This window comes from Fictibacillus phosphorivorans (assembly GCF_007673525.1).
Lineage (GTDB): Bacteria > Bacillota > Bacilli > Bacillales > Fictibacillaceae > Fictibacillus > Fictibacillus phosphorivorans_C.
The window spans coordinates 1,292,838-1,306,664 of sequence record NZ_VDZU01000001.1 but is presented as its reverse complement, the minus strand read 5'-3'; the positions used below and the strand labels follow the sequence as shown (position 1 = coordinate 1,306,664).

The window sequence follows — 13,827 nt, the reverse complement described above, 5'->3', positions numbered from 1 at the left end:
TTACTAAAACTTAGCACCAATATTAAAAATAACAAAAATCGACCAATTTAGCAAAGGTTTACGTTTAAGATGGAGGCATTATGAAACAAAGAAACACATTCAGCGGCATCATTTTACTCGGAATTGGATTATTCTATTTTGCAAATAGAATGAATATTGAACTGCTTCAACCGTATTTGACTTGGCCGAGTATACTAATCATCATCGGTATAGCTCTTCTTTTCCAATCGGGTTCCGGGAAAGATTCTTCAAGTATTTTTTCAGGTGTATTTTTAACCGGATTGGGCGTACATTTTCATGCAGCAGGAAAAGTTGCGACATGGCCAGAACCGCTTCAAGTAATCATTTTACTTGCGGGTCTATCATTTCTGATTCAGTATCGAAAAACAAAAGAAGGGCTTATCCCTGGGTTATTGTTATCGCTTTTGGCTCTCTGGTTGCTCTTCTTTAAGAGTAATACCCCTTCTGTAGAAAATATATTTGTGAAAGCTGAAGATTTTTGGCCTATTATTTTAATGGTCATCGGGGCTTACCTTATGTTCTTTAAAAAGAAATAGAAACACAAAACCCTCTATGTTTATAAAAAACATAGAGGGTTTTTAAGTTAAGGCTGTTTCCGTAACAGTGATCCTTTCCTGAAGTAGTTGATTTCCGCTCCAGGTTGCACGCTTTCCATGGGGCGAACGGTGAGCCTCCTGCCCCTTCGCGCCCTTAGGAGTCTCCACCTGACCGCTCGTCCCATAGGAGTCGGCAACCTTACTCTACAATCAACTTGCATAGAAGAGGAAAAGAAAACCATTTAAGCAACTAAAAATGAAAACCTTTTATTATTGCAGTCTTATGCTAAAAGGTTAAAAGACATTATTTAGTAAGATAAGAATTTAGTACGCCCCACGCTTCATCTTTTCCGTGTCCTGTTTCAGATGAGAAGAGAACGATCTTATCGCTCTTGTCCATGTTTAATGTTTCCTTGACTACTTTTTTATGCTTGTCCCATTTTCCTTTTGGTATCTTATCACTTTTCGTTGCCACCACGATAACAGGAAGCTCATGATATTTTAACCAATCGTACATGAGTACATCATCTTTTGAAGGAGCATGTCTCAGGTCTACAAGCTGAACAACAGCTTTTAACTGATCACGTTCAACAAGATACTGTTCGATCATCTTACCCCATGCTTCTCTTTCTGTTTTTGAAACTTTAGCAAATCCATAACCTGGTACATCCACAAAATAAAAACTTTCATTTAGAATATAGAAGTTTAACGTTTGTGTTTTTCCTGGTTTTGAAGATGTACGTGCTAAGTTTTTTCTGTGAATCATCTTATTAATAAAAGACGATTTCCCTACATTCGAGCGTCCTGCCAAAGCAATCTCCGGAAGATTGCCTTCCGGATATTGCTTAGGTCCGACTGCTGAAATTACGATTTCTGCTGTATTTACTTTCACTTTCTATCACCTGCTAATGCAACTTTTAATACCTCATCTAGATGAGATACGGTTATAAAAGATAATCCCTCTTTTACAGATTGTGGAATATCCTCAATGTCTTTCTCGTTTTCTTTCGGAAGGATGATAGTTTTGATTCCTGCTCTGTGTGCACTTAATGATTTTTCTTTCAAACCACCAATAGGTAATACACGTCCACGCAATGTGATCTCTCCGGTCATCCCTACATCTTTTCTAACTGGCTTTTTCGTTAGTGCCGATACTAATGCTGTAGCAATCGTTATTCCTGCTGAAGGACCATCCTTAGGTGTTGCTCCTTCAGGAACATGTATATGAATATCTGTTTTCTCGTAGAAATCATGGTCGATTCCCAACTCTTCCACTTTCGTGCGAACATAGCTTAATGCAGCTTGAGCAGACTCCTTCATCACATCACCTAACTTACCGGTTAAGACCAGTTTACCCTTACCTGGAGATAAAGCTACCTCAATAGAAAGAGTATCTCCGCCTGCTGTCGTATAAGCTAATCCCGTCGCTGCACCAATTTGGTCTTCAAGTTCTGCCTGACCATAACGGAAACGAGGCTTACCTAGGTAATCTTCAAGGTTTTTAGCAGAAAGTACAACCTTTTTCTTTTCAGCTGAAACAATTTGTTTGGCAGCTTTTCTGCATAATCCTGCAATTTGACGCTCTAGGTTACGGACACCAGCTTCGCGTGTATAATTGCGGACGAGCTTTAGGATGGAATCATCTTTAAACTGAATCTGGCTTTTCTTTAATCCATGTTCTTTCAGCTGTTTTGGAATCAAATGATTCTTCGAGATATGAAGCTTTTCAACCTCTGTATAACCAGCGATCGAAATAACTTCCATTCTATCTAATAATGGCCCAGGAATCGTTGATAGAGAGTTGGCTGTCGTTACAAACATGACTTTAGAAAGATCATATGGCTCTTCGATATAGTGATCGCTGAACGTGCTGTTTTGTTCCGGATCAAGCACTTCAAGCATCGCAGAGGACGGATCACCTCTAAAATCACTCGACATCTTATCGATCTCATCCAGCAAGAACACGGGATTAATCGTACCCGCTTTCTTCATCCCTTGAATCAAACGGCCAGGCATCGCACCCACATATGTTCTTCGATGCCCTCTGATTTCGGCTTCATCTCTTACACCGCCAAGAGATATGCGTACAAAATTTCTACCGATCGCACGTGCGATTGATCTTGCTAATGATGTTTTACCTACACCAGGTGGTCCAACTAAACAAAGAATAGGTCCTTTTAGTGAATTTGTCAGCTTCTGAACGGCCAGATATTCTAAAACTCTGTCCTTCACTTTTTCAAGGCCGTAATGATCTTCATTAAGAACCGTTTCTGCATGAGGAATATCTAAGTTATCAATCGTCTCTTGCTTCCAAGGTAGATTAACAAGCCACTCGATGTATGTTCTGATAACAGAGCTTTCGGCTGAAGAATTCGGCATCTTTTCATAGCGATCGAGTTCTTTTTTTGCAAGCTCCATGACAGTCTCAGGCATATCAGATGATTCAATACGTTCTTTAAGCGTACTTACCTCACCAACTTTGCCTTCTTTATCTCCAAGTTCCTTTTGGATGGCTTTCATCTGTTCGCGCAGATAATATTCTTTCTGCGTTTTTTCCATCGCTTTTTTAACGCGTTGACCAATTTTCTTTTCTAGACCTAGCACTTCTTTTTCATTGTTTAAAAGGTCCAGTAAGTGTTCAAGTCTTTCTTTCACATCAAAGATCTCAAGGATCTTTTGTTTTTCTTTAATCTTTAAAGAAAGATGTGAAGAAATAACATCAGCCAATCGTCCAGGTTCAGTAATATCTTGAACTGAGGCAAGTGTTTCAGGTGTTACTTTTTTAGATAAGTTTATGTATTGTTCGAATTGTGCCAGAACAGCTCTCATAAGAGCTTCTGTTTCGGCTTCTTTCACTTCAATATCATCCGTTAGTTCCACTTCTACTTCAACATGGGTCTTCTCGTCCGTAAACGAAGTAATTTCTCCGCGTTTAATACCTTCAACAAGTACTCTAATCGTGCCATTAGGCAGTTTGAGCATCTGATTTACTTTTGACAACGTTCCTACATGATAAATTTCCTCTTGTGCTGGATCTTCAATAGAAACTTCTTTTTGAGTGGATAGAAAGATCATCTGGTCATCAAGCATCACTTTTTCAAGCGCTTGAATCGATTTTTCTCTTCCTACATCTAAATGAAGTACCATTGTTGGATATACCAACAATCCGCGAAGAGGGAGGAGCGGAAGAACTCGTTTTTCCCCCATTAAAAACACCTCCGAAAACTGCTATGTAATCATTAATTATATGCTTAGTCTTTGTACAATTCTACCGATAATGCTTAACTTTGTCTAATGTAAGCTTCGGATTGTAAGAAAACGCCTATTATTACGTTCTTCGTTACTAAATAAACACGCAATACAAAACAGTTATGGGAACAAAAAGAAACTCCCTACTTCTCCTTATACAGAAGAAGGAGGGGAGTTTAAAGCTGTGGATGCAGGGATTGATTGCTCTTCACCGTTATCTAAAAATGCGTGTTGAAACACTTCTGAAAGTTTCTTTACAGGAATGATCTCTACGTCTTTGATCGTATCAAAAATCTTTTGGTTATTCTCAAACGGGATAAGCACACGTTTTGCACCGGCATCTTTTGCAGCAAGAATCTTCGCCATGACACCACCAACTGGTTTCACTTTACCATGGATACTGATTTCTCCAGTCATTGCAATTTCGTGATCAATTCTAATGTTGTGAATGGCTGAGTAGATAGAAGAGGCGATCGCTATACCTGCTGATGGACCGTCTACAGGACCTCCACCCGGAAAGTTAACGTGAATATCATACATGGATGCATCTACTCCCATATATCGAAGTACAGTTATAACGTTTTCCACTGAACCTTTTGCCATACTTTTTCTTCTTATAGACTTAGATTGATTCCCGATACTCTCTTCTTCTGCTATTCCTGTTATCGTAATAGAACCTTGCTTTTTTGCAGGTAATACGGTCGTTTCAATCTCTAACAGAGCTCCGCTTGTTGGGCCATAAACAGCAAGACCATTCACGAGGCCGATCTTTGGTTTGACACCAATTTTCCTCTCAGGTCTTGGAGCCATCCTACTTGAATGAGTGACCCACTCCACATCACTCTTCGTGATGTTCTTACGTTTTTCCGTGATGGCAAGACCTGCAGCGATTTGGATCATATTTACGGCTTCACGGCCATTTCTAGCATACTGAGCCATATATGTTAACGATTCTTCATCGATTCCTAACTGAATTTTATCAGCTGCTCTCTTAGCGATCTGTTCGATTTCAGCTGGCTGCAACTCTCTAAAGAACACCTCTAAACACCTAGATCGAATAGCAGGAGGTATCTCTTCTGGCATACGAGTAGTGGCTCCGATCATACGGAAATCTGCAGGTAGGCCATTTTGAAAGATATCATGAATGTGATGCGGTATGTTCGCGTTCTCTTCGGAATAATACGCACTTTCTAAAAAAACCTTTCGATCTTCCAATACTTTTAATAATTTGTTCATCTGGATGGGATGGAGTTCACCGATCTCATCAATAAAAAGAACGCCGCCATGTGCATTCGTAACAGCCCCTTGTTTTGGCTGAGGAATGCCTGCTTGCCCCATAGCCCCAGCACCTTGGTAGATTGGATCATGAACTGAACCAATCAAAGGATCGGCGATTCCTCGTTCATCAAAACGAGCTGTCGTAGCATCGAGTTCTACAAAAACTGCTGTCGAACGAAAAGGAGATGTTTGATTCCGCTTCGCTTCTTCTAATACTAATCGTGCTGCAGCAGTTTTCCCAACTCCTGGAGGACCATAAACGATAACATGTTGTGGGTTTGGTCCACACAAAGCGGCTTTCAACGCTTTTATTCCATCTTCTTGTCCGATGATATCTTCGAATTTCCCTGGTCGAACACGTTCAGACAGAGGTTCTGATAGAGAGATCGAACGCATTCTTCTTAACTGTTCCATCTCTTTTCTTGATTCTTTATCCACACTCACTTTTTGAGAACGCTGGTTACGCAATAGGTTCCAAAAATATAGCCCAATAATAATCCCAAAGAATAATTGAATAAGTAATGCTATGCCAGTCCAGTTCATTGTTTTTCCTCCCGGTACCTATGTAGTGATAATCATAGTATCTCCGAGGAGGTGATGAACTAAACGGTCAACCTTTTAAAAAGACAATTTCACATAGGTTGCAATATTTAATGAAGATCTGTTTACATTATTGAACATGACAAATCAGAAAACCTGATTTTAATCCTATTCCGTATCACCGCTCCATTTACTTTTAGTTGCTGTTTGACCCAAAGGGTGTCCATTTTGACCCATAGATCTATGATTTTGACCCATAGATTATGGTTTGACTCATAGACCTCTCTTTTTGACCCATAGAAGGCTTCGTTTGACTCATAGGTGTCTAGTTACGACCCATAGAGATCATACTTTGACTCATAGGGATCGACTCACACGCAATCAGACTATAAAATGAAATAGGGCTGACCCTCCAAAGATCACGAGAGGTGCTTTTGGGGTTAGCCCTATCTTTTTAATACCTTAACTTCATCAATACGCTCTTAATCTCTTCATCATTCATCATCAGTTCGGAATGTTTATCCGTAATTTTAGCCAGTGCCACATCATAAAAGAACTCAATAAAAACTTTAATAAATGGCCGCGATTTCGTCTTTAATGCTTGCCAGCGCTATCTTTCTATCCCTGCAAAGATGACTTCCGTCTCATCGACGACCACTAAACGAAAGCGCCTAGCGAGTGATGTTCTTGTGCAGAAATCAACGATGTGCGCATGGGACAGCGTCGACTCTAGCTCGCCGACAACAAGCACTTCCACATCCACTCCCTGCTTTTCCTTTCCCTGCAGAATTGGTAAGATCTCTTAAATATCGTCTTGCCAGCCAGATACGCGAATGGATTTGAATTTATTTAATAACACCACTTTTGTACTTTTCTTACTCATACTCGTTCTCCCCAAAATGATACGAACATTTTACCGAACAACTATCACAGGTCTAGTTTTTTATAATTTCCTAAACAACAAAAAAGACCAGCATAAGCTGGTCTCAAAATTAAGCACTCTCTTTTGGAGTCTCTTTTGATTGTTCAATAACCGTACCGTCTTCTAACTCAAGAGTTGGTGGTACTTTATCAGAGATTGTTTCTTTCGTTACGATACATTTAACAACATCTTCACGAGAAGGCAGCTCAAACATTACGTCAAGCATAACTCCTTCAATGATCGAACGAAGTCCACGAGCTCCTGTTTTACGTTCAATGGCTTGAGCAGAGATTTCTCGTAGAGCTTCATCGGTAAATTCGAGCTCGACACCATCAATATCCAATAACTTTTGATATTGTTTTACTAGTGCGTTCTTTGGCTTTGTTAAGATTTCGATCAACGCTTCCTCATCAAGAGGATTTAGGTTTGAAATAACCGGCAAACGACCGATAAATTCAGGAATCAAACCAAAGCGAAGTAAATCTTCAGGAAGAACTTTAGACAAGTATTCTCCTGCTTTTAAATCAGCTTGTTTTGTTTCAGAACTGAATCCGATCACTTTTTTACCAAGTCGGCGTTTGATGATTTGTTCGATACCATCAAAGGCTCCACCACAAATAAATAGAATGTTTGTTGTGTCAATTTGGATGAACTCTTGGTGAGGATGCTTTCTTCCTCCTTGTGGCGGTACGCTAGCTACTGTACCTTCAAGGATTTTAAGAAGAGCTTGTTGAACGCCTTCACCAGAAACATCTCTTGTAATAGACGGGTTTTCCGATTTACGTGCAATCTTATCAATTTCATCGATATAGATAATACCCTTTTCCGCTTTTTCTACATCATAATCAGCAGACTGAATCAATTTAAGAAGAATGTTCTCAACATCCTCACCCACGTATCCAGCTTCAGTTAAAGATGTAGCATCAGCAATAGCAAAAGGTACGTTTAAGATACGAGCCAACGTTTGAGCAAGTAGCGTCTTACCACTACCTGTTGGTCCGATCATCGCAATGTTACTTTTCGCTAATTCAACTTCATCCGATTTTTGAGTTGAATTTATACGTTTGTAATGATTGTAAACGGCTACAGAAAGGGATTTCTTAGCTTGAGCTTGACCGATAACATATTCGTCAAGAATTTTACGGATTTCTACTGGTTTTGGTACTTCTTTTAGTTCTACATCCTCTTCTGTACCTAATTCTTCTTCTACGATTTCAGTACAAAGTTCGATACATTCATCACAAATATATACACCTGGTCCAGCAACCAGTTTTCTTACTTGATCTTGTGTTTTACCACAGAAAGAACATTTCAATTGCCCTTTTTCATCATTAAATTTAAACAATGATATCACCCCTAAAACGAGAATATGGATGAAACGCTTGACTAAAATCCAGATATATTCTGAAGGAAAGTCTGATTATCTTTTCTACGACTTAAGCATTCCGTTGATTATAATGGATTGTATCACACTTCCATATTAAAACGGAAATAATAACGCTTAATAAATATGTATGGTAACGCTCTATATAAGTATGAACAATACCAGAAGATTTAAAACCTATTTTTCAGATAGGATGTGTATTTTAATAGAAATTTAATATGTATGGCAAAACAAGGCACGATACATAAGGATCGCGCCTTGCTAAGATTTATGAACTTATTTAGTTATAGAATTAAGCAGTTTTGCTGTTTTCCACAAGAAAGTCGATTGCTTTACGTACTTTCAAGTCAGCTGCTACTGCATCATTTCCACCTTGCATAGCAAGCATTTGTTTGATTTGTTCTACTTCCATTTGGTACATTTCAGCCATCTTGCTAAGTTCAGCATCGATTTCTTCTTCAGAAACTTCGATGTTTTCAGCTTCAACGATCGCTTCAAGTACTAGGTTAGTACGAACGCGTTTTCCAGCATCTTCTTTCATTTGCTCACGAAGTGCTTCTTCACTTGTACCAGAGAACTGGTAGTAAAGATCAAGGTTCATACCTTGCATTTGAAGGCGTTGGCCAAATTCTTGAACCATGCGGTCAAGCTCTGTGTTTACCATTGCTTCAGGGATGTCGATTTCTGCATTCTCAGATGCTTTTTCGATTACTGTTTCACGAGTTTTGTTTTCAGCTTCTTGCTTTTTGCTCTCTTCAAGCTTTGTACGAAGTTCTTTTTTAAGATCTTCTAGAGTTTCAGCATCGCCTTCAGCTTCTTTAGCGAACTCGTCATTAAGTTCTGGAAGTTGTTTAGCTTTGATATCGTGGATGCTTACTTTGAAAACAGCAGGCTTACCAGCTAGTTCTTCAGCATGGTACTCTTCAGGGAAGTTAACGTTAACTTCTTTTTCCGCACCAGCTTTTTCACCAACTAATTGCTCTTCAAAACCTGGGATGAAAGATCCAGATCCGATTTCAAGAGAGTAGTTCTCAGCTTTTCCGCCTTCGAAAGCTTCGCCATCAACGAATCCTTCGAAATCGATGTTTACAGTATCACCATTCTCAACAGTACCTTCTTCTTTAACTACAAGCTCAGCTTGTTGTTCTTGTAAAGAAGTAAGTTCGTTTTGAACATCTTCGTCAGTAACTTCAGTTTCAGTCTTCTCAACTTCAAGACCTTTGTAATCACCAAGTTTAACTTCTGGCTTAACGATTACTTTAGCTGTGAAAACAAGGTTGCTTCCTTGTTCCATTTTTTCGATGTCAACTTCTGGACGATCGACTGGCTCGATACCAGCTTCTTGTACAGCGTCTCCGTATGCTTTTGGCAATAGGATATCTAGAGCGTCTTGGTAAAGAGACTCTACTCCAAAACGTTGTTCAAAAAGTCTACGTGGCATTTTCCCTTTACGGAATCCTGGTACGTTTACTTGTTTTACAACTTTTTTGAACGCTTGGTCAAGCGCTGTATCTACTTCAGTTGCCTCAACTTCTACCGTTAAGACACCTTGATTACCTTCTAACTTTTCCCATTTAGCAGTCATTAAATGTTCCCTCCAACATCGGTATTTCCATAACTATCATATAGATTACAACCATTCCATTATAGCATAGACGTTCTGTATTTCAACAAGTTACATCACTTTCTCATTAAGTCTGCATATAAAATCTTTCCAATTCGACGAGAACCTTCACTGCTTTCTGTAATTCATCATCTTCAAGGTCCATTTCTTCTTCCATTCCACAGAGAATATTAGCCGCCATAACAGTAGCCTCGAACCATAGGATCTTATTTTCTGGAGTCGGAGAGAAAGGATATAGTGCGAGTGAATAATCCTTCCACACGGCGAGAGCGATCTCGAGTAGTGATGGGTTCTCTTGCTCAAGTTCATCTTTGATCAAAGATTTTACTTCATTATAAAAGTGTTTCTCATTTAAATCCGTTAGGTTTGCGATGTCCACTTCAGTTAATTGTCCGTATTTCTCTATCTTTACGATTTTATCTACTTGGTTTTCTTTAAGATATTGCAGGATTAAGCTTTTTACAGCCGGATGTTTTTTTTCATCAATTAAAAAAGACTCAAACATCGGAACGATCATATCGGGTCCAAGGCGTTTTAACTGTTGCACAGCCATCCACTGTAAGTCTGCCTGATCACTTGAAAGCATCTCTTTTAGCGCTTGAAAGTCAGGATTTGCTGGAGGTGCTGTTGGAAGTTCAGGATCTTTCTTCACTTCAGGCACACCTTCTTGCTCAATAACTTTTCGGCTGAACTGGAGAAGCTGATAAAACGTTTCTGCTTTGTCAGCAGGGATCTTTTGTTCTTCCAGAACGGCTTCAATCACGGAAACAACGGTTATGTATTCAGATAACTGAACTAATATACTTAAATAAATTTGAAGTACGTCGTAATATTCTCCTATTCCTTCTTTGAGCATACGGTCGCATCTTTGCTTGGCTTCGTGCAAACGTCCTAGTTCAACCAAACTTAAAACAAGTCCAAGATTACCTTGTGCATGCATTGGATCTGCTTGAAGCAATTGTTCAAAACATGATAAAGACTCATCGTATTTTTTACTTTTTAAAGAATCCATTCCTTTTTCTAAAAGACGTCCATTTAAGTTAGGAAACCGAACGATATTGTTTTTGTTGCTCTTTTCGTTAGTCATCACAACTCTCCGCTTCCATTAATGTTTGACTAAAGAATAGCAGGTTCGCCAGATGAACTCAAGGTAACTAGGAAGTTAAAACCCTGATTTCTTTAACCTATGTTCTTTACACAAAAAAAACTTACTCAAAAGTTTCGCCTTCTGAGCAAGCCCAATTATTAACTAATTCTTTTTAAGTTCACCTTATCAGCCATTCCTTTATATAATGACCATTTAACGGGATCTACATTACCACCACTAATGATAAGGCCTACTTTCTGGTCCAACGCAAGACGGCTATGGAACATCACTGCCGCTAAACTGGCGGCTCCAGCTCCCTCTACGACCACCTTTTCCCGCTCAAGCATAAACATCATCGCGTATGCGATTTGTTCCTCGGTCACAGTGACCATCTCATCCACATATTTTGATATCACAGGAACGGTGATCTCTCCGGGCTTAACAACCGCGATTCCATCTGCGATCGATGTACAGCGAGTTAACGTTTTTCTTGTGGTACCTGTGAAGGCTTGATAGACCGCACTAGCATTCGCCGATTGCACGCCCACTACTCGGACATCAGGTCTGATCGACTTAACCGCTAATGCGATTCCAGCCAATAGACCTCCGCCCCCTACAGGTACAACAATCGTTTTTAATTCAGGTTTTTGCTGAAGCATCTCGAGAGCAACGGTACTTTGTCCAGCGATCACATCGTAATCGTCGAAAGGGTGAACAAACACTCCTCCGCTTTTTTCTTCTTCTCTTTTTGCTGCTTCATAAGCCGCTTGATAATTGTCACCTTCTAAAACAATATCTGCTCCATACGATCTTACTGCATCGATCTTGGAAAGCGGTGCATTTTCCGGCATGAAGATCTTAGAATTTATTCCACGCAGTGAACACGAAAGCGCCAAACCTTGTGCATGGTTTCCTGCTGATGCAGCGATGACACCTCTTGCACCGTCTAGATCGTTTAACGTGGAAACTTTGTAATAAGCTCCTCGCAATTTGAACGAACCGGTCTTCTGTAGGTTCTCCAGCTTCATATACACCTTTCCACCCGTCCACTTGTTAAGAGTTGATGATTGTTTAAGTGGCGTACGGTGTGCGATTTTTGAGACTTCCTCCAATGCGTGAAATAAACGTTCCGCTGTGATTGTTAAATCCCCATTGTCAGTTCACAATCCTTTCATCTTCATATTTTTTTATAAGAGCTTCTTGTTGAAGGGTTACTGAAATTTCGTCCCATCCGTTAAGGAGCATCTTTTTCCAGTACGGATCAAATTCAAAGTGAAATACCTCTCCCGTTTCGCTTTCTACAAGTTGTTTTTCAAGGTCTACTCTTAACGTTCGTATGAGGGTTTCAGAGTTTTCACTCTGTAAGTTTTGAATCTCACCTTTCGAAAGCCGAATCGGCAAGATGCCGTTTTTCACACAGTTGTTAAAGAAGATGTCCGCAAAGCTTTCAGCGATGATTACTTGGAAGCCATAATCCTTCAATGCCCAAGGCGCGTGCTCTCTTGAAGACCCACAACCAAAGTTTTTTCCTGTAACTAATATGGTAGCTTCTTTTGTTTCTTTCGAGTTAAGCTCAAAATCTTTATTTTCTGTACCATCAGAGTGGTATCTCCAATCAAAGAACAAATACTCACCGTAACCTGCTTTATCAATTTTTTTTAAAAATTGCTTCGGAATGATCTGATCTGTGTCAACATGATTTCTGTCTAGAACTGCAGCACTGCCTGAATGTGTTTTAAACCCCGGCATAATGATCTACCTCCTGTTCTGTTTTAGGAAGTATAGAACGAACATCAGTGAATTTTCCTTTCAAAGCTGCTGCTGCTGCCATGATCGGACTTACAAGGTGTGTTCTTGCACCTTTTCCTTGTCTGCCAGCAAAGTTACGGTTTGAGGTAGAAGCACATCTTTCCCCCTCTGGAACGATGTCATCATTCATACCTAAACACATCGAACATCCCGACTCACGCCATTCGAACCCTGCATCTAAAAAAATCTGATGCAATCCTAGGATCTCTGCTTCTTTTTTTACAGTTTGTGAACCTGGAACTACGATCGCCCGAACTTCTGGATGTACTTTTCTGCCTTCAACAACTTTAGAAGCTTGAATAAGGTCACTTAGTCTTGAATTCGTACAAGATCCAATAAACACATGCTGTACAGAGATATCTTCTATCTGTTCATGTCCTCTAAAGCCCATGTAATGGAGAGCATTTCGTAACGATTGTTTCTCTTCTATAGAAGAAGAGTTTTCCTCTGCAGGAATCATTCCGCTGATCGGCAAACACATGGATGGCGTCGTTCCCCACGTGACCATTGGTTCAATCTCTGAAGCATCAATCTCGATCCTTTGATCAAACCTAGCATTCTCATCACTCGCAAGCTCACTCCATCTCTTACAACTTTCCAGAAATTCTTGATTCTTTGGAGCATAGCGCTTACCTGATATATATGAGAAAGTAACTTCATCAGGTGAAACAACCGATGCTTTCGCTCCTGCCTCTATCGACATATTACAAAGCGTCATTCGTTCTTCCATCGAAAAATTTCTAACCGTGCTACCAGAAAACTCAATAATATAACCTGTACCGACATTCGTTCCATATTTCGCTATAAACCATAAGATGACGTCTTTCGCTGTAACACCAAATCCTAACTCACCTTCAATCTTAACGTTCATCTGTTTTGGTTTATTCTGCCACAGCGTTTGTGTAGCAAGAACGTGTTCAACCTCGCTTGTTCCGATCCCAAAAGAGAGAGCACCAAAAGCACCATGCGTGGAGGTGTGACTATCTCCACAGACGATTGTTTTTCCTGGCAGTGTTAACCCAAGTTCCGGTCCAATAACGTGAACGATTCCTTGTTGTTCGGAGTTTAATCCCTCAAGTTGGATACCGAATTCCTCGCAGTTTTTTTCAAGCGTTTGAACTTGCAAACGTGACGTTTCGTCTTTTATATTGAACCGGTCGACCGTCGGAATGTTATGGTCCATCGTGGCAAAACAAAGATCCGGCCTTCTGACGGTTCTATTTTTTTCTCTTAAACCGGCAAACGCTTGAGGGGATGTCACTTCATGAATGAGGTGCAGATCAATGTAGAGCAGGTCTGGTTTATTTTCCTCTTCTACGACAATATGGCGATCCCAAAGTTTATCTATTATTGTTTTACTCACCGAAATCTACCTCC

10 protein-coding genes and 1 pseudogene are annotated in these 13,827 nt (G+C 40.0%); 1 reads left to right on the top strand and 10 read right to left on the bottom strand.

What is annotated here, in order from left to right; translation table 11 throughout:
- The first annotated feature begins 80 nt into the window (after positions 1 to 80).
- Positions 81 to 557, top strand: a complete 477-nt coding sequence (locus FS458_RS06235) for a LiaI-LiaF-like domain-containing protein (RefSeq protein WP_144698771.1) — start codon at positions 81 to 83, stop codon at positions 555 to 557.
- Positions 558 to 861: 304 nt separating this feature from the next.
- Here FS458_RS06235 and yihA read toward each other — a convergent pair whose 3' ends face one another.
- The 10 genes and pseudogenes from yihA to leuC all read right to left on the bottom strand — a co-directional run bounded on the left by yihA (position 862) and on the right by leuC (position 13,813).
- Positions 862 to 1,449 carry a ribosome biogenesis GTP-binding protein YihA/YsxC gene (yihA, locus tag FS458_RS06230; RefSeq protein ID WP_066396586.1) on the bottom strand — a complete coding sequence of 196 codons (588 nt, stop codon included), beginning with the start codon at positions 1,447 to 1,449 and terminating at the stop codon, positions 862 to 864.
- A complete protein-coding gene (lon, locus tag FS458_RS06225; protein ID WP_144698769.1) occupies positions 1,446 to 3,764 on the bottom strand; it encodes an endopeptidase La in 2,319 nt (772 codons plus the stop codon). The genes yihA and lon overlap by 4 nt, the downstream gene beginning before the upstream one ends.
- A 195-nt stretch (positions 3,765 to 3,959) precedes the next feature.
- Positions 3,960 to 5,627 (bottom strand): ATP-dependent protease LonB, encoded by a 1,668-nt coding sequence (lonB, locus tag FS458_RS06220; RefSeq protein WP_144698767.1) that lies wholly within the window; start codon positions 5,625 to 5,627, stop codon positions 3,960 to 3,962.
- A gap of 451 nt (positions 5,628 to 6,078) precedes the next feature.
- A pseudogene (locus FS458_RS21255) lies at positions 6,079 to 6,285 on the bottom strand (TrmB family transcriptional regulator); the annotation flags it as partial.
- A gap of 331 nt (positions 6,286 to 6,616) precedes the next feature.
- Positions 6,617 to 7,891, bottom strand: coding sequence for an ATP-dependent protease ATP-binding subunit ClpX (gene clpX / locus FS458_RS06215; RefSeq protein WP_066396593.1), 1,275 nt, complete (start codon positions 7,889 to 7,891; stop codon positions 6,617 to 6,619).
- Between the two features lie 331 nt (positions 7,892 to 8,222).
- A complete protein-coding gene (gene tig / locus FS458_RS06210) occupies positions 8,223 to 9,515 on the bottom strand; it encodes a trigger factor (RefSeq protein WP_137788726.1) in 1,293 nt (430 codons plus the stop codon).
- A gap of 106 nt (positions 9,516 to 9,621) precedes the next feature.
- Entirely contained in the window at positions 9,622 to 10,641 is a 1,020-nt protein-coding gene (locus FS458_RS06205; protein ID WP_144698765.1) for a tetratricopeptide repeat protein, read from the bottom strand.
- Between the two features lie 158 nt (positions 10,642 to 10,799).
- Positions 10,800 to 11,753 carry a threonine ammonia-lyase gene (ilvA, locus tag FS458_RS06200; protein ID WP_144698763.1) on the bottom strand — a complete coding sequence of 318 codons (954 nt, stop codon included), beginning with the start codon at positions 11,751 to 11,753 and terminating at the stop codon, positions 10,800 to 10,802.
- 43 nt (positions 11,754 to 11,796) lie between these two features.
- Positions 11,797 to 12,390, bottom strand: coding sequence for a 3-isopropylmalate dehydratase small subunit (leuD, locus tag FS458_RS06195; protein WP_144698761.1), 594 nt, complete (start codon positions 12,388 to 12,390; stop codon positions 11,797 to 11,799).
- The gene (gene leuC, locus FS458_RS06190) at positions 12,377 to 13,813 is read right to left on the bottom strand and encodes a 3-isopropylmalate dehydratase large subunit (RefSeq protein ID WP_144698759.1); all 1,437 of its coding nucleotides are present in this window, start codon (positions 13,811 to 13,813) and stop codon (positions 12,377 to 12,379) included. The genes leuD and leuC overlap by 14 nt, the downstream gene beginning before the upstream one ends.
- Between the last annotated feature and the right edge of the window lie 14 nt (positions 13,814 to 13,827).